Annotated in this window: 22 protein-coding genes; 20 read left to right on the forward strand and 2 right to left on the reverse strand. The window is 45.4% G+C overall.

Features of this window, described 5'->3' with window-relative positions:
• Positions 1-65: 65 nt before the first annotated feature.
• From AB4Z30_RS21235 to AB4Z30_RS21320, 18 genes are all read left to right on the forward strand, one after another.
• On the forward strand, positions 66-1049 hold the full coding sequence (locus tag AB4Z30_RS21235; RefSeq protein ID WP_441929456.1) for an ABC transporter permease: 984 nt from the start codon (positions 66-68) through the stop codon (positions 1047-1049).
• Positions 1050-1064: 15 nt separating this feature from the next.
• Complete coding sequence (locus AB4Z30_RS21240; protein ID WP_090924952.1) at positions 1065-1967, forward strand: carbohydrate ABC transporter permease; 903 nt, start codon at positions 1065-1067, stop codon at positions 1965-1967.
• A gap of 209 nt (positions 1968-2176) precedes the next feature.
• Positions 2177-3865 (forward strand): ABC transporter substrate-binding protein, encoded by a 1689-nt coding sequence (locus AB4Z30_RS21245; protein WP_441929457.1) that lies wholly within the window; start codon positions 2177-2179, stop codon positions 3863-3865.
• A 398-nt stretch (positions 3866-4263) separates the two neighbouring features.
• A complete protein-coding gene (locus AB4Z30_RS21250) occupies positions 4264-5961 on the forward strand; it encodes an ABC transporter substrate-binding protein (protein WP_441929458.1) in 1698 nt (565 codons plus the stop codon).
• A gap of 162 nt (positions 5962-6123) precedes the next feature.
• The gene (locus tag AB4Z30_RS21255; RefSeq protein WP_441929545.1) at positions 6124-7809 is read left to right on the forward strand and encodes an ABC transporter substrate-binding protein; all 1686 of its coding nucleotides are present in this window, start codon (positions 6124-6126) and stop codon (positions 7807-7809) included.
• A 393-nt stretch (positions 7810-8202) separates the two neighbouring features.
• Positions 8203-9549, forward strand: a complete 1347-nt coding sequence (locus tag AB4Z30_RS21260; protein ID WP_441929459.1) for a GH1 family beta-glucosidase — start codon at positions 8203-8205, stop codon at positions 9547-9549.
• Positions 9550-9880: 331 nt separating this feature from the next.
• On the forward strand, positions 9881-10144 hold the full coding sequence (locus tag AB4Z30_RS21265) for a hypothetical protein (protein WP_441929460.1): 264 nt from the start codon (positions 9881-9883) through the stop codon (positions 10142-10144).
• Between the two features lie 322 nt (positions 10145-10466).
• Positions 10467-11438 (forward strand): ubiquinol oxidase subunit II, encoded by a 972-nt coding sequence (gene cyoA / locus AB4Z30_RS21270; protein WP_441929461.1) that lies wholly within the window; start codon positions 10467-10469, stop codon positions 11436-11438.
• Between the two features lie 21 nt (positions 11439-11459).
• Entirely contained in the window at positions 11460-13430 is a 1971-nt protein-coding gene (locus AB4Z30_RS21275) for a cbb3-type cytochrome c oxidase subunit I (protein ID WP_441929462.1), read from the forward strand.
• Positions 13431-14051 (forward strand): cytochrome o ubiquinol oxidase subunit III, encoded by a 621-nt coding sequence (gene cyoC / locus AB4Z30_RS21280; RefSeq protein ID WP_441929463.1) that lies wholly within the window; start codon positions 13431-13433, stop codon positions 14049-14051.
• Complete coding sequence (cyoD, locus tag AB4Z30_RS21285; protein ID WP_441929464.1) at positions 14052-14381, forward strand: cytochrome o ubiquinol oxidase subunit IV; 330 nt, start codon at positions 14052-14054, stop codon at positions 14379-14381.
• Between the two features lie 367 nt (positions 14382-14748).
• A complete protein-coding gene (locus AB4Z30_RS21290) occupies positions 14749-15732 on the forward strand; it encodes a zinc-dependent alcohol dehydrogenase family protein (RefSeq protein ID WP_441929465.1) in 984 nt (327 codons plus the stop codon).
• 120 nt (positions 15733-15852) lie between these two features.
• On the forward strand, positions 15853-16275 hold the full coding sequence (locus tag AB4Z30_RS21295; protein ID WP_441929466.1) for a hypothetical protein: 423 nt from the start codon (positions 15853-15855) through the stop codon (positions 16273-16275).
• A gap of 161 nt (positions 16276-16436) precedes the next feature.
• Positions 16437-17276 carry a 5-dehydro-4-deoxy-D-glucuronate isomerase gene (kduI, locus tag AB4Z30_RS21300; RefSeq protein WP_090924443.1) on the forward strand — a complete coding sequence of 280 codons (840 nt, stop codon included), beginning with the start codon at positions 16437-16439 and terminating at the stop codon, positions 17274-17276.
• 23 nt (positions 17277-17299) lie between these two features.
• On the forward strand, positions 17300-18058 hold the full coding sequence (locus AB4Z30_RS21305) for a DeoR/GlpR family DNA-binding transcription regulator (RefSeq protein WP_441929467.1): 759 nt from the start codon (positions 17300-17302) through the stop codon (positions 18056-18058).
• A gap of 86 nt (positions 18059-18144) precedes the next feature.
• Positions 18145-18897: a 2-dehydro-3-deoxy-D-gluconate 5-dehydrogenase KduD gene (kduD, locus tag AB4Z30_RS21310; protein WP_090924445.1), complete on the forward strand. Its 753-nt coding sequence runs from the start codon at positions 18145-18147 to the stop codon at positions 18895-18897.
• Positions 18898-18937: 40 nt separating this feature from the next.
• Positions 18938-19783, forward strand: a complete 846-nt coding sequence (locus tag AB4Z30_RS21315) for a sugar phosphate isomerase/epimerase family protein (RefSeq protein WP_441929468.1) — start codon at positions 18938-18940, stop codon at positions 19781-19783.
• A 343-nt stretch (positions 19784-20126) separates the two neighbouring features.
• Entirely contained in the window at positions 20127-21434 is a 1308-nt protein-coding gene (locus AB4Z30_RS21320) for a homocysteine synthase (RefSeq protein WP_441929469.1), read from the forward strand.
• A gap of 728 nt (positions 21435-22162) precedes the next feature.
• On the opposite strand, the gene AB4Z30_RS21325 is transcribed toward AB4Z30_RS21320, so the two are convergent.
• Positions 22163-22357 (reverse strand): hypothetical protein, encoded by a 195-nt coding sequence (locus AB4Z30_RS21325; RefSeq protein ID WP_441929470.1) that lies wholly within the window; start codon positions 22355-22357, stop codon positions 22163-22165.
• Between the two features lie 65 nt (positions 22358-22422).
• Here AB4Z30_RS21325 and AB4Z30_RS21330 point away from each other — a divergent pair, with 65 nt between their 5' ends.
• The gene (locus AB4Z30_RS21330; protein WP_441929471.1) at positions 22423-24507 is read left to right on the forward strand and encodes a heavy metal translocating P-type ATPase; all 2085 of its coding nucleotides are present in this window, start codon (positions 22423-22425) and stop codon (positions 24505-24507) included.
• Positions 24508-24793: 286 nt separating this feature from the next.
• The gene (locus AB4Z30_RS21335) at positions 24794-25603 is read left to right on the forward strand and encodes an alpha/beta fold hydrolase (RefSeq protein WP_441929472.1); all 810 of its coding nucleotides are present in this window, start codon (positions 24794-24796) and stop codon (positions 25601-25603) included.
• Positions 25604-25817: 214 nt separating this feature from the next.
• Here AB4Z30_RS21335 and AB4Z30_RS21340 read toward each other — a convergent pair whose 3' ends face one another.
• Positions 25818-26549 carry a ZIP family metal transporter gene (locus AB4Z30_RS21340; RefSeq protein ID WP_441929473.1) on the reverse strand — a complete coding sequence of 244 codons (732 nt, stop codon included), beginning with the start codon at positions 26547-26549 and terminating at the stop codon, positions 25818-25820.
• Positions 26550-26629: the final 80 nt, after the last annotated feature.

Genomic DNA, 26629 nt, shown 5'->3' on the forward strand with positions numbered 1-26629 from the left:
ATGGTATTTTGAAAACGCTCTATCGATTATGATTATTTTATAAAAACAGAGGAGGGGGAACGGAGATGGAAACGCTAACAAAGAAATCCGCTTCCGCAAAAAGAGGCAGTGACCCCAAACCGCCTTTGAAACCAAGGCGCAACGGAGTTTGGGACAGAATGAAGCAGCAGAAGTATCTTTATCTTATGTCATTGCCATTCGTCGCTTGGGTTTTCGTATTTAACTATCTTCCGCTATGGGGATGGACGATGGCTTTTCAAAACTATAAACCTGCCAGATCGTTCGGTGAACAGGATTGGGTTGGTTTTAAACACTTTGTAGAATTGTTCAGTGATGACCGGTTCTACCTAGTGCTTCGGAATACACTTGCGATGAGCATGATGGGACTAGTTGTTGGTTTTATCGTGCCTATTTTCTTCGCGATCCTCCTGAACGAAATGAAAGGCATGTTCTTCAAACGGGCTGTACAGACTGTATCGTACCTGCCTCACTTTGTATCCTGGGTCGTTGTTGCAGGGATTATTACCAAGATGCTGTCCACGGACGGCGGGATAATCAATGACCTGCTCATCGGTCTCAACATTATTGATCAGCCGATTCAATTTATGGCCAAGGGTAATCTGTTCTGGTACATTGTAACCGCTTCAGATATGTGGAAGGAAACGGGCTGGAATGCGATCATCTATCTGGCGGCAATCACAGGTATCGACCAGGAGCTGTATGAAGCATCCCGAGTAGATGGTGCAAACCGCTTCAGACAGATGTGGCATATTACGCTGCCAGGTATTCGCACAACGATTTCCGTATTGTTCATCATGTCCATCGGACATCTGATCAGCATCGGTTTTGAGAAACAATTTTTGCTACAGAACAGTCTGGTCCTGGATTACTCGGAAGTCCTTGATCTCTACGCACTCAATTACGGTTTGAATATGGGTCGATTCTCGTATGGTACAGCGATAGGTATATTCAACTCTGTTGTCAGTATCATCCTTCTGTTTACGGCCAACGGTTTGTTCAAAAAATTCACCAAAGAAAGCATCATGTAGGGAGGGGGAGACATTATGGCGAACAAAACATTCAATGCCACACGGGGCGATAAAGTGTTCGATATATTCAATATCCTCGCGATGACCATGGTGCTGATTGTAACGCTTTATCCGTTCCTTAACGTACTGGCGATCTCGCTCAATAACTCAGCGGATACGGTACGCGGCGGAATTTACTTATGGCCTCGTGAATTTACATTACAGAACTATCAGACGATCTTTCAGTATGAAGGTTTGCTCCAAGGTTTGAAAATCTCCATTATGCGTACCCTTGTAGGTACACTGCTTGGACTGATCAGTTCATCCATGATTGCCTTTACGCTAAGTAGACCTGACTTCGGTCTTCGGAAATTTGTATCTACAACACTGGCGCTGACGATGTATTTCTCGGGTGGTCTGATTCCGGTATACATCCTGATGCGTGACCTGAACCTGATCGGTACATTCTGGGTATACGTATTGCCTGGTATGATCAGTGCCTGGAACGTATTTATCATCCGTTCATTCATTGACGGTTTGCCTTATGCCTTGCAGGAATCAGCCAAGCTAGATGGTGCCAATGATTTCAAAATCTATTACCGCATCATTTTGCCTCTCTGCAAGCCGGTACTGGCAACCATTGCTTTGTTTCTGGCAGTGGGTCAGTGGAATGCGTGGTTTGATACGTACCTTTATAACGGCTCTAAAGCACATCTGACGACGTTGCAATATGAGTTGATGAAAGTGCTGCAAAGTACACAACAAGGTTCGGGAGCCGGACGGAATGCCAATGATATGGCACAGCAAATGACACAAATCTCTCCAGAATCGATCAAAATGGCAATTACAATTGTAGTCACGGTTCCGATTCTGATTGTGTATCCGTTCCTGCAAAAGTACTTTGTTGGCGGGATGACGCTTGGCGCGGTAAAAGCATAGACCTATATCCAGATGTAAAGACTGGTTTAATAATGGATTGTAAACCTATAATAAAGTGCTTATATAGATAAGCTCAGGATATCCCCACTGCTGCCACACGGTCACAAATAGGATTGTTGGCCGTGGCCGCAGAGGACATTCATGAAGCTATAGAGAGGAACAGATCGTTCCGTATAAGACAGACGTATGAAATAGGGAGGATTACCATTATGTCCAGTTTCAAATGGAAGGTCACACTGGCGCCGGTTATGGCTTTGCTTTTGCTTACAGCTTGTGATGGAGGTGTTGGCGGTAAAATGTCGCTTGCGGATACAGGCGGGGCAAGGGATGCACCATCTTCACTTACATTTGATTTTTTCAGTGTTGATCCGAGTCCGAACTGGAATGGCATGAAGGATGAGGTTGGTAAGGTCCTTACAGCCCAAACAGGCATCACCCTTAACGGTGAATTTGCCGTTAGTGGGGGGCAGGACAGAATATCCCTCATGGCAGCAAGTCGAGACTATCCAGATATCGTTTCTCCCAAGGGGGAACTCAGCAAGCTGGTTGATGCTGGAGCGATGCTCGACCTGACAGACCTTATTGAACAACACGCTCCCAACCTGAAGAAGCTATATGGTAATTCCATGAATCGGTTGAAATACAGCAACGAGGATCAGTCTATTTATGTATTGCCAACGTATTATGCGGTGGACCAGAAGTATTTTGATGCCGGCGGGGGATTCGGTATTCAGCATCGTGTGCTCAAAGAGCTGGGATATCCCAAGGTTCATACACTTCAGGATTATGAAAATATATTGCGAGCTTACAGCGAGAAACACCCCATGACGGATGGTCAGCCGACCATTCCGTTAACGTTGGATGCTGACAACTGGAGAATCATGATCACCGTTACGAATCCTGCGTTTCTGGCGACAGGCGCGCCGGATGACGGCGAATACTTCATTGATCCGGTTACCTATGAAGCGAAGCTACATTATAAGCGCCCAGAGGAAAAGGAGTACTTCCGCTGGTTGAACCATATGTATAACGAAGGTTTGCTGGATCAGGAAAGCTTTGTACAAAAATCAGATCAGTATAAATCCAAGATTGCGAGTGGACGCGTACTGGGTCTCATTGATCAGGATTGGGGATATGCCGACGCTGAGGACGCATTGAAATCGGCGGGCAAAGCGGAGGCAACCTACTCCCATTTCCCGGTGACATTGTCCGAAGACTTGAAAGATCATTCTTTCCAGGATACCGGATTTGTATCCGGCTGGGGGGTAGGGATAACGACTTCAAACCCTGATCCGGTGCGTACCATCCAGTTCTTTGATTATTTGGCCTCCGAAGAAGGTCAGATTCTGATGAACCGGGGCATTGAAGGTAAGCACTACGAGATCAAGGATGGCAAGCGTGTGATTCCCGTAGCGGTTCAGGATCAGAAAACGAACCATGCTTCCGCGTTCCAAAAAGAGTCTGGCATCGGACTATATAAAAATATGTCCGGGCGTTATGGAGATGGTGTGAAAGACTCCACCGATAATTATTACACAACCAATTTCCCTGAACAGATTGAAGCTTCCTATACCCAAGCCGAGAAGGAGACCCTTAAAGCATATGGGGCTTTAACATGGAAGGATCTGTTTCCGAGTGAAGATGAATTCCCGGTGAAACCTTGGGGAGCTGCATATAACATGCCCACACCAGGGGACTCCGACTACAATGTCATTTTCCAGAAAACACAGGATATTATTCGCAAACGGATTCCCGAAGCTGTCTTAAGTTCAGCCGATAAGTTTGATGCCATGTATGATGGCATGATTGCTGAACTCAATCAGGCGGGAGCAGAAAAAATGGAAAAACAATATACCGTTTTAATTCAAAAACGCGTTCGTTTGTGGAACGTTGATTAGTGTTGGATTAGTACAAACTTGTCCACTTCAAAAATAAAAACAAACCCGTACTATCGGGTTTTAATTATAACGAAAACGTTTTAGCTAAACCGTTTTAGATTTTTATAATTAGCTATTGACAAGGGTTTTTTAAAGATTTATGATTCAACTGTGAAAGCACTTACAATTACTTGTACACGATTGAACAACTCACTGGCATGAAAGAAACTGAATCAACTTGAGAGTAAGCAAAAGTACGGTTGGGTCAGATTTATATCCCTTATTTACTGGAAATTAAGTAAGCGCTTTTAATGTTATTGGATCTGAGAAGAAGATTGGATTCACCCGAATATGGTATGAGCAGGCGAGCCCTGTTGTACAAATACACAGCTTCATTTTATCCAAAAGGGGGATTATACATGAAGGGCAGAACACCAAAAACATTTGCAATGCTTTTGTTAGCCAGCGCTCTCGCTGTTACAGCAGGATGCAGCAGCGGAGGGAAATCAGCTGAAGAAAAACCGGTGGACACGGGGGATACAACAACGCCAGTCACCTTTACATTCTTTGGAGCAGATGCGAGTCCAAACTGGAACAACATGAAGGATGCCGTTGGGCAAGAGATCACGAAGGCAACGGGTGTTACGCTTGAAGCTGAGTTTGATGTGAATAACGGCGGCGACCAGAAGATTCCTCTCATGGCTGCGAGTGGTGATTACCCTGATATTATCTATCCTAAAGGAAACCTGTCGAAGCTGGTGGATGCAGGTGCAATGCTTGATCTGACCGATCTGATCGAGGAGCATGCTCCCAACTTGAAGAAAATTTATGGCGACCAGATGAACCGTTTGAAATACAGTACGGAAGATCAGGCCATCTATACGATCCCAACCAACATGGGTGTAGGTAACGTAGCATTCGACGCCACTGGCGGATTCGAGATCCAACAGAAAGTGTTGAAAGAGCTGGGATACCCTGAAGTGAAAACACTTGAAGATTATGAGAACGTGCTGCGAACTTACTATGAAAAACATCCAACCATTGATGGACAGCCTACGATTCCGCTGACGCTGAATGCGGATGACTGGAAGATTATGATTACGGTTACAAACCCGGCCTTCCAAGCAACAGGAGCACCAGACGATGGGGAGTATTATATTGATCCGGAGACTTATGAAGCAAAACTGCACTACAAACGTCCGGAGGAGAAAGAATATTTCCGCTGGCTCAACAAAATGTACAACGAAGGGCTCTTAGACAAAGATACGTTTGTTCAGAAGGATGACCAGTATAAGTCTAAAATCGCCAGTGGCCGCGTTCTGGGTCTGATCGACCAAGAGTGGAACTATGGCGAAGCTGAGAATGCGCTCAAATCCAAAAACAACGGCGAGAGCACATATGCTCACTTCTCCGTTTCCCTGAACAAAGACATCGTAGATCACACGTTTCAGCCAACAGGTTTTGACGGTTACGGCATCGGGATTACAAAATCTGCTAAAGATCCGGTTCGGATCATCAAATTTATGGATTGGCTTGCCTCCGATGAAGGTCAAGTGCTTCGGTACTGGGGCGTTGAGAACCAGCATTACAAAGTAGAGAATGGAAAACGCATCGTACCAGATGATGTCCAAGAACGCAAAATCAACGACAACTCTGCATTCACCAAAGAGTCTGGAGTAGGAATGTATAACATCTTTAGCGCCAGATATGGTGATGGTATGAAAGATTCTACAGATAACTACTATACAACGAACTTCCCTGAACAGATTCAGGCTGGATATACAGCAGCAGAGAAAGAAACGTTGAAAGCGTATGGCATTACGACATGGAAAGATTTCTTCCCATCTGAGGAAAAATTGAAACTGAAGGATTGGGGGGCTGCATATAACATGCCGGTGCCTTCCGATACCGAATACAATGTAACTTTCCAAAAAACACAGGATATTATCCGCAAACGCATACCGGAAGCAATTTTGGCGAAACCGGATCAATTTGACAGTCTGTATGATGGACTACTGGCTGAACTGGATAAAGCAGGCGCAGTGGAAATGGAAAAACAATATACCGTCTGGATCAAAGATCGCGTATCGCTCTGGACAGGTAAAGATGTGAAATAAGTTTCAGTACAATATATCGATTGAAGCATATGTTCTGATCAAAATTCATGAATAAGCTTCGCTTATATAAGACGTGGTATTCACAGGCCCCAAGCCTGTTATACAGATAAAACCTTCATAAATAGGGGAGATAGACAAATGAGAGGCAAAATGAAAGTCAGAATGACAGCTAAGACACCTAAGACGTTTGCGATGTTAATGTTGGCTAGTGCAATGTTGGTTACGGCTGGATGCGGTAACTCCGGTAGCAAAGAGACTACCGAATCCAGTGGTACTGACCCGATTACGATCTCGTTCTTTGGTGCGGACCCAAGTCCAACCTGGAACAACATGCAGGATGCCGTTGGTAAAGAAATCACAAAGCAAACCGGCGTTACAATTGAGGCTGAGTATGATGTTAACAATGGCGGTGATCAAAAGGTTGCACTGATGGCGGCCAGCGGTGACTATCCAGACATGATTTTCCCAAAAGGAAACTTGTCGAAGCTGGTGGATGCAGGTGCAATGATTGACCTCACCGATCTAATCGAGGAGCATGCTCCTAACCTGAAAAAAATCTATGGTGACCAGATGAATCGTCTGAAATACAGCACCGAAGATCAGGCGATTTATACGATCCCGACCAACATGGGGGTAGACAACGTTGTCTTTGATGCTACGGGCGGATTTGAAATCCAGCAAAAGGTACTGAAAGAACTGGGTTACCCGGAAGTGAAAACACTGGAGGACTACGAAAACGTACTCCGTGCGTATTATGAAAAACATCCTACCATCGACGGCCAGCCAACGATTCCACTTACGCTGAATGCTGATGATTGGAAAATCATGATCACGGTCACGAATCCGGCCTTCCAAGCAACAGGGGCACCAGACGATGGGGAGTATTATATTGATCCGGAGACATATGAAGCAAAACTGCACTACAAACGTCCAGAGGAGAAAGAGTACTTCCGCTGGTTGAACAAAATGTACAACGAAGGTCTTCTGGACAAAGATACATTTGTGCAAAAAGATGACCAATACAAGTCCAAAATTGCCAGCGGCCGTGTTCTGGGTCTGATTGATCAGGAGTGGAACTATGGTGAAGCCGAGAATGCTCTCAAATCTGCAGGTAAAGATGACAGCACGTATGCTCACTTCTCTGTGTCTCTGAACAAGGACATCGTAGACCACACGTTCCAGCCAACCGGTTTTGACGGTTACGGCATCGGGATCACAACGTCAGCCAAAGATCCTGTTCGCATTATCAAGTTCATGGATTGGCTCGCATCCGATGAAGGTCAAGTCCTGAGAAACTGGGGCATTGAAAATGAGCATTACAAAGTAGAGGATGGCAAACGTGTCGTTCCACAGGATATACAGGATCGCAAAGTAAACGATAACTCCGCATTCACCAAAGAAACGGGTATTGGCATGTATAACATTTTCAGTGCCAGATACGGTGATGGCGTGAAGGATGCAACGGACAATTATTTTACGACCAACTTCCCTGAGCAGATTCAGGCAGGATACACGGCAGCTGAGAAGGAAACGTTGAAAGCGTACGGCATTAACACATGGAAAGATTTCTATCCTGCTGAAGATGATCTGAAGCTGAAAGAGTGGGGGGCAGCGTATAATATGCCCGTACCTTCCGGTACAGATTACAGTGTGAAATTCCAGAAAACCCAGGATATCGTTCGCAAACGTATTCCGGAAGCCGTCCTGACTTCACCAGCAAACTTTGATGCAACCTATGATTCATTCCTGGCTGAACTGGACAAAGCTGGTGCAGTGGAGATGGAGAAACAATACACAGAGTGGATCAAAGATCGTGTATCTCTCTGGACAGGTAAAGATGTGAAATAATAAAATAACTTCTTCATTGAAGTTATCCAAGTTAAAAATAGTCCGAAAAAGGCCCTCGCTGTGAGGGTCTTTTTGCATAGAACTGTGAGTAGAAGCATTGACGACATTTTTGAAATCGAATATAATCCTCTTATTGTAAGCACTTCCAGCTAAAAAGAAGGATGGATGTATAGTAGTTCCGTGCTTTAACAGGAGTCAGCCGCAATAACAGGGTAAAACATTTTTATTTTTTCTATTTTTCGAAAACGTTTTAGGAAACCAGTTTCGCTAATTGCCTTATTTCTATATTAAGCAATGATCCGAAACGGAATCATGCCTCACCGAAGGAACTATCATTATAGAATGACCGCGCGATAGACAATCCGCGTGTCATCAGAGACGGAGGAAATATCCATGACCATTTTCCAATTCCCGCAAGATTTCCGCTGGGGAACCGCAACGRCATCCTATCAGATTGAAGGTGCAGCGCAAGAGGGAGGACGCGGAGTATCCATCTGGGATACATTTGCACGTACGCCTGGTAAAGTATTTAACGGTGACAATGGCGACGTTGCTTGTGACAGCTACCACCGCTATGAAGAAGATATTGCACTGATGAAAAAGCTCGGCATCAACACATATCGTTTCTCTATTGCGTGGCCGCGCATTATTCCGGATGGGGATGGAGAGATCAACCGTGAAGGATTGGATTTCTACCATCGTTTTGTAGATGCCCTGCTGGATGCAGGAATTGAACCGTTTCTCACCCTATACCACTGGGATCTACCGCAGACACTTGAGGATGATGGGGGCTGGGGAAACCGCAGAACGGTGGATGCGTTTGTCAAATATGCGGAAGTGATCTTTAAAGAATTTTCAGGCAAAATCAACTTCTGGTTGACCTTCAATGAACCATGGTGTATCGCGTTCCTGTCCAACATGCTCGGCATTCATGCGCCAGGCAATAAAGATGTGCAAACGGCAATTAACGTGGCTCATGGTCTACTCGTTGCACACGGCAAAGCTGTGAAGTCCTTCCGTCGTATGGGCATTACCGGACAGATCGGTATCGCTCCCAATGTATGCTGGGCAGAGCCTTACAGCAAGTCTCCTGAAGATCAGGCAGCATGTGACCGTTCTATTGCACTGAATACGGACTGGTTCCTTGATCCCATCTATAAAGGCTCATATCCTCAGTTTCTGGTGGACTGGTTTGCAGAAGCGGGAGCGACTGTACCGATTCAAGATGGTGATATGGAAATTATTTCAGAGCCAATAGACCTTTTGGGCATTAACTATTATACGATGGGCATTAACCGTTTTAATCCGGAAGCGGGTGTGCTTCAATCGGAAGAAATGAACATGGGCTTGATTAAAACGGACATCGGCTGGCCGGTGGAATCACGCGGTTTGTATGAATTTATGCATTATTTGCAAAAGTACGGTAACGTGGATGTGTATATCACGGAGAATGGTGCATGTATTAACGACGATCTGGAAAACGGCAAAATTAACGATGATCGCCGCATTTCTTATTATGAACAGCATTTGGCTCAAATCCACCGCATTATCAATGATGGCATTAACCTGAAAGGGTACATGGCTTGGTCGCTAATGGATAATTATGAATGGGCTGAAGGTTACCGGATGCGTTTTGGTTTGGTGCACGTTGATTTCCGCTCGCTTGTGAGAACGCCTAAGGAAAGCTTTTACTGGTATCAGAACGTGATCAGGAACAATTGGCTAGAAACTCGGAACTAATTGGTTGTTTGAACAAAAACAAGTTCTTTCTATTATATATAGGCGGCTCTGTCGGACTTTTCCGACAGGTCGTCTTTTTTCTTTTGCCACAGGTGAAAAATGAAATTCATAAACGTTGTATAAGCTTTGGCATTTATTTCTGTTATGAAAACCGAGTTTTTGGGTTATAAGAAGTAAGAACGAATGAGGTTTGTGTTTGTCAATACAATTAAAAGAAATAAAGTGTCTAAAATGAGAAATAAATTTGAACATTTCTTGACTAAAATTCATACTAATGTGGTATATTGGTATTAGGAAAGCACTTACAAAAAGGGAAAAGGAAGTGTTTACTATGGCATCTAAAACAGCAATGGTCAGCCAATTGGAGCGTAAAGATAAAAATATGCATCGTGCAGTTTTGACGATGACGGTTCTGGCATGGGTAGCACTCATTACTGGAGTTGTACTATGCCTGATCAACTTAAATGAATTTAATGATCGCAATTTAGGTTTAATGGTTGGTATTGGCTTTCTTGTAGGTAGCGTATTTATCTACGTTATTGCCAAAGCCATCGGTCTGGTTCATACACGTCAGGAAGATGAAGGCGCTGATTAATTATAATCTCGCGTAAAATTGTCCATAATAAGACTGGAGTATTCCTCGGAAATCCAGTCAATAAAGCCCTTTGCGGATACGTTGACAATCGTTCAACGGGACTGCAAAGGGTTTTATTTTGTGACCTGGAGTGTAAAGATTACAATGTACAAATATCAACCGATCAAGCGATTTGTGAGAAAAAATTCACACATTTAGGGTGTAAAATCGACAAATTTGTTAACATGAACAAAAAAGTCACTCGTTTCTGATATCTTTAGTAGGAAGAGAGTAGTATACTGATTTTTTAGTATTAGCGAATATTTGAGGAGAGGGGATCAAAATGAACAAGAAACCTAGGTCGCTTATCCGGATTATCATTCCGGTTGTCCTGACGTTGGTTACAATTGCATTGATTGTCTGGCCAATGCTGGCAGGCGGGCAGTATGTTGTTCTGGATCCGAAGGGGCCTATTGGCGCTGCACAGAAAGATTTGATTATTATTTCAACTCTCTTGTGTGCAATTGTCATCGTTCCTGTGTTGATTATGTCCGCTGTAATCGTTTGGCGTTACCGCGACAAGCCAGAAAACAAAAATGAGTACAAGCCAAACTGGTCTCATAGTACAAAGGCGGAGGTCATCTGGTGGACAATTCCGATTGTTATCATTGGACTATTGGCCATCGTTACTGTGCGCTACACTTATGATTTGGAGCCTTCCAAACCACTCGCGCATGAGAAAGAGCCGATTACGATTCAGGTATCTTCACTGGATTGGAAATGGTTGTTCCTTTATCCTGAGCAGGGCATTGCAACAGTTAACACACTGAATATTCCTGCTGACCGGCCTGTGAAATTTGAGCTCACCGCGGATTCACCGATGAACTCGTTCTGGATTCCGCAATTGGGTGGACAAATTTACACGATGTCAGGAATGGCAATGACCTTGTATTTGCAAGCTGACCATGAGGGCAAATACTGGGGTTCAGGCGCGAACTTCACCGGTGAACACTTTGGGGAGATGCGTTTTGATGTTAATGCAACTTCGGACGAAGAGTTTGATAAATGGGTGAATGAAGTGAAGCAACAATCCCAACCAATGACACAAGATACGTATGATTCACTGGCTAAGCCAGGAACAAGTAACGTTGCTTACTACTCTGCGTTTCCTGAAGGTCTGTTCCAAAAAATCGTGACTAAATATGTTGTTGACGGTAAAAGTGCTCACAGCAAGCACGAAGGCTCAAGCTCGAACGAGTCGGCTGCTGGAGACAAATCCTTATCTGTACCGAAATTAAATACAAGTACGAATTAAAGATTCGAAAGGAGGCCCCCAATGTTAGAGAGATTAAAGGAGTTTGCATCTGAATTCTTCGTAACTGGTGATCCATTGATCTACGGTGCGATGGTAGCGATCGGGATTACGATGATTGCGATTGTAGCGGTGCTGACTTATTTTAAAAAATGGGGCTGGCTCTGGCGTAACTGGTTAACTACTGTCGATCACAAAAAGATCGGTATTATGTATATCATTGCTTCCATTATCATGTTGTTCCGTGGTGGTGTGGATGCATTGATGATGCGTCTGCAGCTGGCTATGCCTAATATGGATTTCTTACATCCAGAACACTATAATCAGGTCTTTACAACACATGGTACGATCATGATCCTGTTCATGGCGATGCCATTTATGTTCGGTTTGTTTAACGTCATTGTGCCGTTACAGATCGGAGCGAGGGACGTGGCATTCCCGTTCCTGAACGCACTGAGCTTCTGGTTATTCTTCCTGGGCGCAATGCTGTTCAATCTGTCCTTCGTTATCGGTGGTTCACCGGATGCAGGATGGCTGAGTTATCCGCCTCTATCGGAGCTGTCGCACAGTCCGGGGGTAGGACAGAACTTCTATATATGGGGTATCCAGATATCGGGTATCGGTTCCCTGGCAACCGGTATCAACTTTATGGTTACCATCATTAAAATGCGTGCGCCAGGCATGAAATGGATGAAACTGCCGATGTTCACATGGTCGGTATTCTCCACTTGTATCATTATCTTGTTTGCATTCCCGATCTTGACCGTGACACTTGCACTGCTCTTCCTCGACAGGTTTGCCGGGGCGCATTTCTTCACACTTGATCTGGGCGGCAACCCAATGATGTATATCAACTTGATCTGGATGTGGGGTCACCCTGAGGTATACATTGTCGTCTTGCCGGCATTTGGTGTGTTCTCCGAGATTGTAAGTACATTCTCGAAGAAAAAACTATTTGGTTACAAATCGATGGTATTCGCGATGCTGATCATCAGCTTCCTGTCCTTCTTCACATGGGCGCATCACTTCTTCACGATGGGTTCTGGAGCGGACGTTAATGCATTTTTCGCGATTACGACGATGTTGATTGCCATTCCAACAGGGGTTAAGATATTTAACTGGCTGTTTACGATGTATAAAGGTAGGATACGCATGGCCACTCCGATGATGTGGACACTTGCCTTTATCCCGTGCTTTATCGTCGGTGGTATGACGGGCGTTCTGTTGTCCGTTGCTCCTGCTGACTTCCAGTTCCACAACAGTTACTTCTTGATTGCCCACTTCCACCAAGTATTGATCGGTGGCGTTGTCTTCGGATACTTCGCAGGTCTGTACTACTGGTGGCCAAAAATGTTCGGTTTCCAACTCGAAGAGAAACTGGGCAAATGGGCATTCTGGACTTGGAATATTGGTTTCTATGTCTGCTTCATGCCGCAGTACGCTGTCGGTCTGATGGGTATGACACGTCGTCTGAGCACATACGGCTGGGATACTGGCTGGTGGGAACTGAACTTCGTATCGACTATCGGGGCATTCCTGATGGGTGTCGGATTCCTGTTCCAAGTTGCACAAATTGCAGACGGTATTCGCAAATACAAAACACTCAAAGCTTCTGGCGATCCATGGGATGGTCGTACGCTCGAGTGGTCCATTCCTTCACCAGCTCCAGAGTACAACTTCGCTGTTACACCGCGCGGAGATGATGTCGATGAGTGGTGGGAAGAGAAAGAACGTCGTGCGAAAGGCATTCATCCGCCTGAGCCTGTATATGAGCCAATTCATATGCCAAAGAATTCTTCAATTCCGTTCATCATGTCTGTCTTCTGGTTCGTAGCTGGTTTCGGCTTCGTCTTTGGATGGCTGTGGATGGCAATTCTCGGACTCGCTGGCGTGGGTATCTGCATGATTGCGCGTTCCTTCTCTTACGATACGGATTATTACATTCCGGTCGATGAGATCAAGCGTACCGAAGCGTCGTTAAGGGGGTCGGTATAGATGGCTCAAGCAGCCGCTAAGCACGGTGAGAATCATGCACACGGTCATGACCATGGCCACCATGATCCACAGGAAATGAAAATTCTCGGATTCTGGTTCTTCCTGATTTCCGACGTAATCCTGTTCTCCGTATTGTTCGCAACCTTCATTGTGTTGCGTGACAATACGGCGGGCGGACCGATATTGTCCGATTTGATCAAAATGCCTGGTGTCATTGCTGAAACATTCCTCTTGCTCACAAGTTCATTCACGAGCGGACTTGCTGTTCTGGCTATGAACCAAGGTAAAGTGAAACAATTGATTAACTGGCTGATCGTTACAGCCGTTCTGGGCGCAGGCTTCCTTGCACTGGAAATTTATGAGTTTGTTGAGATGGTTCACGAAGGATTCAGCTACACAACAAGTGCAGCATCCGGCGCGTTCTTTACCCTCGTAGGTACTCACGGACTTCACGTATCGCTCGGTCTGATCTGGATGATCGGACTGATGTTCCAGCTGAAAAAACGGGGTATTACCGATGTAACTCGTGGTAAAATCAATGTAATCAGCTTGTACTGGCACTTCTTGGACGTCGTGTGGATTTTCCTCCTTACGATCGTCTATCTGATGGGGGTGATGTAGATGGCAGGGCACAACGCACATGATTCCCATGGACATGAACAACATGGCTCATTGAAGTCTTATGTCGTCGGTTTCATTCTGTCCATCGTTCTGACCATCATTCCTCTGGTAGTGGTGCTGAACGACATGATGGGCAAAACAGGAACAATGGTTGTTATTCTTGGTACAGCAGCACTTCAGTTTGTGGTTCAACTCTTCTTCTTCATGCATATCCGTGAAACAGAGAAACCACGCTGGAATGTAATGGCCCTTATTTTCGGATTGCTGATGATGTTGACCATCGTCATTGGTTCGATCTGGATCATGCTGAACAACGCAGTTGCACATTAATATGTTTTAACGAGAACCTTCTTGTCTGGATTTCAGACGGGAGGGTTCTTTTTTTTGGAATTTTAGATGTTAGTCTGATTTGGACAATTATATTAGGATGTATTTGAAAATGCTGAGGGCAGCCAATTTTGTTGGATTTTGTTCCGACCCAGGAAGATTTCTGCAGGCGTGCCGGGGCACGTCAAGGCAAATTAAACGCAGCAGAGGGCAAGAGGCGGTAATAGATGCTCTTGCGTAAGTTTCAAGAAATGCCTAGCTAGTATGACGTGGTTACATAGAAGGGGTATTAATGTTACGATAGTATATATTTGGGATATTGACCCAGTTGTGGGGAGAGAAATATTCAGGTGTTTTAGGAGAGATTAGAATGAAAGCAAAGGTTGTACGATACTATCGTTTTGGTGAACCGACTGAAGTATTGCGTCTAGAGGAAAAAGAAGTGCTATCGCCCGGTCCGGGAGAATTAAGAGTAAGAATGTCGCTCAGGCCCATCAATCCTTCCGATCTCATTCCCATTCGAGGAGCATATCCACATCGTACTTATCTGCCCGCTATTCCAGGTTTTGAGGGTGTAGGAGTGGTAGAATCCATAGGGAGTGGAGTATCCCATCACATGCTGGGACGCCGCGTCTTACCATTGAAGGGTGAGAATACATGGCAGGAAATGGTGAAGACTGCAGCTCGATATGCTGTCATCGTGCCTGATGATATCTCTGATTCATCCGCTAGTCAGATTTATATTAACCCGATAACCGCTTGGTTGATCTGTACCCGCATACTGCATCTTACGTATGGTAATACATTGATCGTTAATGCCGGGGGCTCTGCAATCGGGCGTATTTTTGCACAATTAGCGAGAATTATTGGTTTTCGAATGGTTGCGCTTACAAGGGGTGATCGTCATACTGCTGATTTACATCGTCTTGGTGCAGAGTTCATCGTGAATACAACGAAGGAGTTACTCCAAGAGAGAATCATGGAAATTACAGAAGGTCGTGGTGCTGATGCGGCTGTAGACTGTATTGGAGGAACAGATGGAGAGCAGCTAGTGAGCTGTCTTAGACCACATGGCACGGTTATAAGTGTGGGACTGCTTTCGGGTGTCACACCGTTATGGCATGAAGTAACCCGGGAAACACAAGTACAGGTGAAACTTTTCTGGCTTAAACATTGGGTGGAGCGCTGCTCGCAGGAGGAGTGGGAACAGGTGTTCCATTACGTGATGCAATTGGTTAAAGCCGGGAGATTAATCATGGCAGACATCGGAGCAAAGTTTGATTTATCAAATGTGCAACAGGCAATTGTAACTTATGAATCCGATATTAAGGGGAAAGTGCTCTTGAAGAGCTAGAGTTGAGATCATTTACGAGGTGATGGTATGAAGATTTCGGAGAAGATATTATGTCTATGTATGCTGTGTATGGTTTTGGTTGTACTATCTGCATGCTCGCAAAAAACGGAGAGTAAACAGATGACGGATGATGTGGAGCTGAGTCCTCCGGCGGTTGAAGTTTCTTTGCAGGAGGCGGAAGCCAAGGTTCCTTTTAAAATCAAACAACCGGTCATGCCGTTCGAAGTAACGGAACAATCCACTCGCCTTTTAGAAACGAATGGAACATACGATGCGGTTGAGATAACCTATGTTAAGAAGGATGAAAATGCAAATGTGATTTTGCTGATAACCAACTCCAAGGCGGATACCCCTCCGACAGGCAAGAAAGGGCAGAAGTTAACCAACGGTTCGCAAACCTGGGATCAAGGAAATGGAGAGGTAAGTGCCATCTATTGGAGACATGAGGGGTTAACCTACACTGTGGTTTCTGGAAAAAACAATAATCTTGAACCGCTTTATGATTACGAGACTTTACTAAAAATAGCCGACACGATTCAATAGTTTGTATGATCCATAAAATAAGGGTACACAAATGATACTAAATGAACTAAAATGAACTTATATGAACTTTAATAAACATCAGTGAACTTTATTGAATGCCACAAGGCATCGATGAGTTCAACTCTAAACTAAATTCACAAGACGAAAGGAATGGATGACAGATGGAAAACCGTTATGCAGCACACCCGAATGAAGTTAAAACCTATGATACAGCACGTTTGCGTGAGGAATTCCTTATGGAGCAATTGTTTGCCAAAGACGAACTGGTGACTGTGTACTCCCATGTGGATCGTTACATCGTCGGAACTGCGGTTACACAGAGCAAGGACATCACGCTTGAAGTCAACTTGAAAGATATCGGAACGGACTTTTTCCTGGAGCGTCGTGAAATCGGTATCATCAACGTGGGTGGACAAGGTACAGTAACAGCGGACGGAGAAGTGTATGAAATTGGAGCCAAAGAATGCCTCTACATCGGTAAAGGCGTTAAGGAAGTGGTATTCAAAAGCAATGGCACAGAGCAGGCAGCTCAGTTCTACTTTGTTTCTACACCAGCTCACCATACCTATCCAACGGTAAAAGCAACTCAAGAGCAAGCACAGCCGAACCACCTCGGCAGCATCGAAACTTCTAACGAACGTACCATCTACCGTTACATTCACCAAGGTGAAGGCGGAATCAAGAGCTGTCAGCTCGTTATGGGTATCACTGAACTGAACAAAGGTAACATGTGGAATACGATGCCAGCACATACACACAACCGTCGTTCCGAAGTGTACCTGTACTGGAACCTGCCTGAAGATGGAGTTGTATTCCATATGATGGGCGAGCCAACGGAAACACGCCATCTCGTTGTACGTGATCGTCAGGCGATCATTTCTCCAAGCTGGTCCATTCACAGTGGTGTGGGCACAAGCAACTACACCTTCTGTTGGGCAATGGCTGGAGAAAACCAAACGTTCGAAGACATGGACGGCGTAGCGATGAAGGATCTGAAATAAGAAAGAAATAGGAAGTTGATTAGATGAATCCATTGAAACGACATGAAAAGATCATGGAGGCTCTGCTGGAGCGCCAGGAAGTCACGGTTAGTGATCTGAGCGAGCTGTTGCAGGTGACAGGCAAAACGGTGCGAGAGGATCTCGACAAGCTGGAAAGTATGGGATTGCTTGTTCGTGTACACGGCGGAGCGATGCTGGCTCAGAATGATCAATATGGAATTCTGAACAGCCGCGGGGCACTGGAGAAACACCAGTCCGAGAAAACCGAGATAGCCGAACGAGCCCTCGCTTACATTAAGCCTGGTGATATTGTAGCACTGGATGGTGGAAGCACGACGTTAGAGATGGCCAAGCGGCTCGATAACCAGCCGCTTACGGTGATCACAAGTGACTTGTACATCATTGCAGAGCTAACCAAAAAGGAGCAGGTGCGACTGGTCGTTCCTGGAGGAGCGCGTGTGCGTAATATGTTGGTGGGTGAAGATACAGCGGCGTTTATCTCCGGTCTGAACATTCACAAAGCCTTCATTTCTACAACAGCGCTGCATCCCGAATTTGGATTGTCGATCTATACAGGGGATTTGGTTCCACTGAAAAAAGCGATGATCGCTGCCGCACAGCAAGTATTCGGCGTGGTGGATCATTACAAATTCGGGCAATTTGCACTCCGTACCTTCGCACAGTGTTCTGAACTGGATTATATTATCAGCGACCGGAATTTGGACGAAGAGACAGCAGCTTTATACAGGCAGAGCGGTGTCAACGTGGATTACCAAAGTTAACTTCATGCACTTTTAACGGAATGAAATAACGAACAATATAGTTATAGTTGTTGTTTGCATATCAAAGACATGTGGAGGAATTGTTCATGAACCCATTTGATTTAAGCGGACAAGTTGCTATGGTGACAGGTACATCAGGAGGACTTGGGCAAGGAATGGCAGTTGGCCTCGCGGAAGCGGGCGCAGATGTGGTGCTCGTATCTTACTCCAAGCCGGCAGAGACGGCAAGCGCTATTGAAGCACTGGGACGTAAAGCATATATCATCGAGGCTGATCTAAGCAAGGAAGAGGAACTGTCAGCTGTGTTTGAAAAAGCACTCGCGTTCCAAGGCAGAATTGATATTCTCGTCAACAATGCAGGTATTATTCGCCGTACTCCAGCAGCAGATCATGCACATCAGGACTGGCATGACGTTATTGCTCTGAACCTGAACAGCGTATTTTTCCTGAGCCAGTTGGCAGGTAGACATATGATTGAACGTGGAAGCGGCAAAATCATTAATATCGCATCGATGCTTTCTTATCAAGGCGGCATTAATGTACCGGGATATACGGCAAGTAAACACGGGGTTGCCGGGTTGACGAAAGCACTTGCCAATGAATGGGCTGGCAAAGGCATTCAGATTAACGGTATTGCTCCAGGTTATATGGAAACGGATAATACAACACAAATTCGTGCGGACGAGAATCGTTACCGCGATATTACAGCGCGTATTCCAGCAGGTCGCTGGGGAACACCAGAAGATTTGAAAGGTCCAGTTGTGTTCCTGGCTTCTGCTGCATCGGATTATTTGAATGGTCACGTACTGAATGTAGACGGCGGTTGGATGGCGCGTTAATTATTCTTTCGAAGTCCGTTTTGCAGAAGGAGGCAATGAGATGAAACTTGGCATTCTAGCCCATACGTTTGGGAAACGGCCTACAGCTGAGCTGGCACAAATCATTGCGGATAACGGATTTAACTCCGTGCAGTTGGCTCTTGCCAAAGCTTTATCAGATATGGATTCTGCGAATGGCAAATTAAGTCCTGGATTTGCTAATGAGGTCGGCGAACAATTTGCCAGCCGTGGGGTTAAAATTGCWGTTCTCGGATGTTATATCAACCCGATTGATCCCGATCCTATAAGCCGTCGTGCAGATATTAACCGGTTCAAGGAACATCTGCGTTATGCACGGGACTTTGGCTGTAGTATGGTTGCAACGGAAACGGGAGAACGAACTACGTATAAGGATTCCCATCCAGACACATATGATGAAAAATCATGGAGTGTTCTGAAGGACACGCTGGAGGAAATCACGGAGGAAGCCGAAAAATGGGGCGTACATGCTGCCATCGAACCGGTAGCGACTCATACACTTCATACCCATGAACATATGACTCGGTTGTTTGAAGAGATTCCTTCATCGAATCTGGGGATGTTGTTTGATCCTTGTAATCTGATCAAGCAGCACCATACCGCAGATCAAGGTGCGTTTCTGCGCGAAGTGATGGAGAAGTTATATGAGAAGATCATCGTCATTCATGCGAAGGATGTAGCGTTTAATGCACAGGGAGAGAAGTATAACCCTGTTCCTGGAGCGGGTATTCTGGACTATCCGTTGTTCTTCGAATTGCTTAAAACGTATAAACCGCACATTGATATCTCGCTGGAAGGTGTGAATGCAGAAGAGGCTGTACCTGCTGCGAAGCATCTGCGTGAGGTATGGAACGCTGTGAAGGTGTAGTCACTAAAGAGTTGAATGAGTGTTAGAGACTCGCTCAGCAGTAAGTTCATTTAGATGATGAACAATTAAGCTAGAAATGATGAAGCTGAAACCAGAGCTAGAAGTAGCTCTGAAGATGAATGAACTGAAAAACCTTTGCTGCGGCAAAGGTTTTTTTGCTACAGGAGATTAAATTTTATACAAATGCATATTTCTCATCGGAAAAATCGGAAATAACTCTTTTCAAAACCGACATCTTGTGAGAGAATATGGAAAACATATGTCGCCATGATGAGACATCAAGAAGTCAGGAATTGAGATCAGGATGCACAAGAGTGCATATATCAAGGGAGGATTCAGAATTATGTCAAACGAACGTGAGCTTTCATTTGAAACATTAGCTATTCATGCAGGTCAAGAGATTGACCCAACAACCCAATCTAGAGCTGTACCTTTGTACCAGACAACATCATATGGATTCCGTGATACGGAGCATGCCGCTAATCTGTTTGGTTTGAAAGAGTTTGGCAATATCTATACACGTCTGATGAATCCGACAACGGATGTATTTGAGCAACGGATTGCGGCGCTGGAAGGCGGAGCAGGGGCATTGGCTACGGCTTCGGGTCAAGCAGCGATTACGTTCTCTTTGCTAAACATTGCTGGCGCCGGTGATGAGATCGTGTCTTCGGCAAGTCTGTATGGCGGTACGTATAACCTTTTCTCCACAACGTTGCCGAAATTGGGCCTTGATGTGAAATTTGTAGATTCCAGTGATCCGGAGAACTTCCGTGCGGCGATTACGGAGAAAACAAAAGCGTTGTACGCTGAAACGATTGGTAACCCAAAAGGTAACGTACTTGATATTGAAGCCGTAGCAGCTATTGCCCATGAACATGGGATTCCGTTGATCGTAGATAATACGTTCCCAAGCCCATACTTGCTTCGTCCAATTGAGCATGGAGCAGATATCGTTGTTCACTCGGCGACGAAGTTCATTGGTGGACATGGTACATCCATCGGGGGTGTCATCGTAGACAGCGGTAAATTCGACTGGAAGGCAAGTGGGAAATTCCCGGGATTGACTGAACCGGACCCAAGTTATAATGGGGTTGTATATACGGAAGCTGTTGGCCCGATTGCCTATATTATTAAAGCACGTGTGCAGTTGCTGCGTGACTTGGGAGCGTCCATTTCACCATTTAACTCCTGGCTGTTGGTACAAGGTTTGGAGACATTGCATCTTCGCGTGGAACGTCATAGCAGCAATGCACTGGCAGTTGCAGAGTATCTGGAGAAACATGAGGATGTTCTATGGGTGAGCTATGCGGGTCTGCCAAGTCACCCATCCTATGAACTTGCACAGAAATATCTGCCAAGAGGGCAAGGTGCGATTCTGACGTTCGGCATTAAAGGCGGCGTAGATGCAGGACGTAAATTAATCGAAAATGTAAAATTGTTCTCCCACCTTGCTAACGTAGGTGACTCCAAGTCATTGATCATTCATCCGGCAAGCACAACACATGCCCAGTTGACGGAGGCAGAGCAAACAGCAGCTGGCGTTAATCCGGAATTGATCCGTCTGTCCATCGGTACGGAGAATGTTCAGGATATCATTTATGATCTGGAGCAAGCGATTAAAGCGAGCCAAGGTGCAAGTGTTGGCGCGTAAAAAGTAAGGTATAATTGTAATTGTATCGAAAGATGTAAAATAGATTTGAGTAAGGTATTAGGATTTAAGTGTTGTAAGAGAAAACAACAAAACATTTATATGATAAAAGGTCAAAGTCGCTTGAGCGTGCTTTGGCCTTTTTGTGTGGGCAGTTTATGGTATGAAGAGCTCGATGGTGAGCACCTAGCGAATTAGCATGCCGCCGTCTCTGTGTAATGTGGTCAAGTGGAATGTGGAGGAGAGGTATAAGGGATAGGAGAAGAAGAAGAAGAAGATGAAGAAGATGAAGATGAAGAAGATGAAGAATTCATTGAATCTGAGAAGATATAAAGTTTGCATGAGAAGGATGTACAGAGAAGCACCTACCTTTGATATACTTATCTATGTATATTCTTTAAGAGGGGGCGAAAAGTATTAAATTACGTATAGGTTACGCCATCCCAGTTCTAATCTTTGTTGCTACTGACATTGGTTTGTTGATTTTTATTGTGAGGAATTTTGAAGGTTTATCGGAGACGGGAAGAGCAAGCATGCTTTTACTTGTATGGGGTATGTTGACCTGTGTGACAGGTACATCAATTATCCGGTATATCTCCTGGATTAGAGACAAAAAAATTTAATGTTCTTTACCATGAAGCCGCAGTTAGCGGCTTTTTTAATGTGTTTGGATGATTTAGATGTGTTTGTGAATTTTTTGATGTGTTGTAAAACCTACAGGAAATACCCATTTACAAATGGACAGCACAGGCATATAATTGATTTAAAGTTGCATTTGGTAAAAATAATTGCATAAGTACAAAAATGATTATCATTCTCACTGGATCTGTGATCCGCTGAAAATGTAAAATCCTCTTTAAACCATGCTGCTGCGGGATTCCCGCAGCAGCATGTGCCATTTTTAGGGCAATAACAATGGCTCTCATTCTCAATACAACCTGGATTAGACCAGTCAGATGAGAACAAAACCTCCGAAGGGAACGTGATTTATATGCAAGCGATACATCAACCTATACAGGGAAAACAGCAAGCCAAGCAGAAGTCCGCGCAAACTCCTGGCCCCAACCGGGGCAAGAAACCGAACTTCCGCGCGATGCTGCAGAACAAGGAGATGCAGGCGGCGCTTGGCAGCGGTGTTATGATGCTGATTGCGTGGGGCATTGCACCTTATTTTACCACGTTGTCTGTGATACTCTACATTGCCGCTTATGCGATTGGTGGCTGGACGAAGGCCAAGGAAGGCGTCGAAACGTTGGTTAAGGATCGTGATCTGGACGTTAACCTGCTTATGATTGCCGCATCACTTGGAGCGGCGACGATTGGTTACTGGAATGAAGGCGCGATGTTGATCTTTATTTTCGCCCTTAGCGGGGCATTGGAAAGCTACGCTACGGAGCGCAGTCACAAAGATATCTCATCCTTGCTGGCACTTAAACCAGAGACAGCACTGCGAATCGAGGATGGACAGATGAATGTTGTGGCGATTGAGGATTTACAGCCGGGGGATCTGCTGCTTGTGAAGCCTGGCGAACTGATTCCTGCAGATGGTGTGGTCTATCGGGGGAGTTCTTTTATCAATCAATCGTCGATTACGGGAGAGTCCATGCCCGTTGATAAGAGCGCAGGCGACGAAGTTTATGCAGGCACAGTCAACGGTGAGGGTGCATTATATGTTGAGGTCACGAAATCGGCTGAAGGATCTCTGTTTGGGAAAATCATCAAACTGGTGGAGGAAGCGCAAGCTGAGGTGCCGGATTCGCAGCGTTTTATGGAACGGTTTGAAGGCATCTATGCACGAATTGTGGTAGCCGTCACGCTCCTTGTTATTGTTGGAACACCGTTACTGTTGGGGTGGACGTGGAATGAGGCTTTTTACAAAGCAATGGTCTTTCTGGTGGTGGCATCTCCTTGTGCGCTTGTGTCCTCCATTATGCCTGTGATGCTGTCAGCGATGTCCAGTAGCGCACGCCGCGGCATTTTGTTCAAGGGTGGGGCACATATGGAGAATATCGCTCATACGAAGGTGGTTGCTTTTGACAAAACAGGTACACTCACGATGGGAACACCTCAAGTAACGGACATCCTGACTGCACCGAGCGTAAGCAGAGAACAGTTATTATCTGCGGTGGCATCCGTTGAAAATCTCTCGATGCACCCACTTGCTCGGGCTATCGTGGAGCAGGCAAGTAAGGAGAACTTACCTCTACAAGAGGCAGAGCATGTGCAGTCCATTACAGGACACGGCATTGAAGGAACGGTGAACGGTGTCATATGGAAGATTGGGCGGCTGGATGGAGCGATATGGTCACAAACGGCAAAATATACACAAGAAATGCAGCCGATGGAACAGACGGTGGCCGCTATAACACTGGCTGTAATGCCGAACGGAGAATTGAAGGATGGGAAAGCTGTGGATTCCGCAGCCGATGAAGTATCTGGAAAGAGTAAGGTGGATTGGGAAGAGGTATGCACCTGTCTCGAGCGAGAAGGTAAAACGATATCTGTTGTAACCGTCAATGGTGAGTTTGCGGGTTTGATTGCGATGCGGGATATGATCCGTCCACAGGCAGAAGTAGCTGTGAAGAAGCTGGAAAGTATGGGGGTCAAAGTAGCGATGTTAACTGGTGATCGTGCTCGTTCAGCTTCGGTCATTGCGGATGAAACCGGGGTTAGTCTGGTCTATGCCGACTTGCTGCCTGAAGACAAGGTCAAACAGGTGCAAGCGCTCCGTGAGCAGTATGGTCATGTGTTGATGGTTGGTGATGGTGTGAATGATGCGCCTGCGCTTGCGGCAGCAACGGTGGGGATGGGCATGGGTTTGTCAGGCAGTGGAACAGCAATCGAGGTGGCGGATGCAGTGCTTATGAATGATAATATCGAAGAAATTGCTTGGGTGATTGGGCAAGCTCGGCGAGCAGAACGCACGGTGAAGTATAATATGTGCTTTGCCATTACAGTTATTCTGGCATTAATTGCAGGAAACTTTCTGCAAGATGTTGCTTTACCGCTTGGTGTGATTGGTCATGAAGGCAGTACCATCATGGTGATTCTGAATGGACTTCGGCTACTGCGTTAGGTCTGAAACGGGTGCATTACCAAAGAATCGGCATTGTGTAAGTTTCATTGTTCAATTATGTACTGCGCGGGAGGGCCGTTCTGTAAGTGTATAGAGAGGCTTTGCTGAATAGGTGATGTATCATATGAAATATATATAAACGTGGGGGAACGGTCGGTTCTAATGCATACGGTCTGGCAGCCTTCGTTTAAACCTGTGGTCAGAGGGTAATAGTCGAAGAGACGATACAACGTATCTTGCTAACGATAATTACGAATTTTTACTAAGGATAAGGGAGCTGTGAACAATGGGCCATTACGTACAAGTAGAACCAAATGTAAAAGTATATGTTGAAGATATTGGTGAAGGGACTCCGGTGCTGTTTTTACACGGCTGGCCTGTTAATTATAAAATGTTTGAATACCAGTTGAATGTGCTGCCAAAGCACGGCATTCGGGCGATTGCGATGGATTTCAGAGGTTATGGCTTATCCGATAAGCCATCCACCGGATATGACTATGACCGCATGGCAGACGATGTGCGTGCTGTTATTGATGATCTGGAGCTGACGGATGCTGTACTCGCTGGCTTCTCCATGGGCGGTGCTATCGCGGCACATTACATGGCGCGTCATCAGGGGCACGGAGTATCGAAGCTAGCCTTGCTGTCAGCAGCAGCGCCTGTATTTACGCAGCGTGAAGGGTACCCGTACGGCTTGACGCCGGATGAGCTGAATGAGCAGATTATTGAGCCGATCTTAGCAGATCGTCCGAAGCTGCTGGACACGTTCGGCGGGATGTTTTTTGCGAAGGAGCATAGCCAGCCATTCATGCAATGGTTCCATGCACTTGGTATGGAAGCTTCGTCTTATGGTACGATTAGCAGTGCGATGGCGCTGCGGGACGAGGATTTGCGAGGGGAACTGGAGATGATCCAGGTACCTACAGCCATTTTCCACGGTAAAAAAGATGAAATCTGCCCGTTCGAATTCGCGGAAGAGATGCAGAAAGCAATCCCTTCGGCTAAAATGGTTCTGTTTGAAGAGAGTGGACACGGTGCCTTTTACGATGAGTTGGAAAAATTCAATGCCGAACTGATTCGATTTATTCAATCTTGATCGTGTGGATGAAAAGAATGGATTGAATGGCTTACAGATGATTTCAACAATTTCAGTAATTTCATGGAATCTTCATTTATGGCTAAATAAAGAACCCGATGACAGCTTGGAGCTGTTGTTCGGGTTCTTTTGGTTTTCGTATTGTATTCCGTAATTTCTTGTTCGCTATCCGCAGAATCTTTTAGCTTTTTACCTGCTCACCTTGTGCACCAATTTAAAATAGCTCGGTTAGTCCGATCATCGTAATCAGACCAAACAGGAAGGAAATTGTAGCTGCGCGTGCATTGCCGTCGCCGTGACTCTCAGGAATCAGCTCTTTGTACACGATGAACATCATCGCACCTGCTGCGAACGCAAGACCATACGGCACCAGCCCAGCAACGAGACTACTGAGTGTATATCCGATCATGGCCGTTATAATCTCTACAGCTCCAGTAAGTGTTGCAATGCCAAGTGCCTTGAAGCGGCCGATGTTCTGATTGACGAGAAAGAGAGCGACCAGAAAGCCTTCCGGTGCATTTTGTAATCCTATGGAAAAGGCGATCAGATTCCCTAAGTTTTCATCCGTACTTGCATAACTTACACCGACAGACAAGCCTTCGGGCAAGTTATGCATCGTAATGGCTGCAATAATCATGAAGGCTTTGCCTTCAATTTTGAAAGGCATCTTTTCGGGGTTTTCCAGATCTACGTGTGGAATCCGCATCTCCAGTATAAGTAGAACCATGCTTCCGAGCATAATGCCAAAAGCGAGCACAAACATATTGGACTGTCCGAGCGCTTCGGGAATGAGATTGTACACCGATGCCGAAGTCATAATGCCTGCTGCGTAAGCGAGCAGAATGTCGCGCAGACGATGTGATATTTTACGCATAAATAAAATCGGTACGGCTCCAAGTCCTGTAGACATGGCCGAAATAAAACTGCCTAGTAGAGCGTCGTTCATACTTCCATTTTCCCTCCTGATGAAGACTTCTTCATAATCGCTGCCGAGCATTGACACCGTACATAAAAGAGATCATAATG

The sequence above is a fragment of the Paenibacillus sp. 2TAF8 genome (assembly GCF_052114825.1).
In the GTDB taxonomy this organism is placed as follows: domain Bacteria; phylum Bacillota; class Bacilli; order Paenibacillales; family Paenibacillaceae; genus Paenibacillus.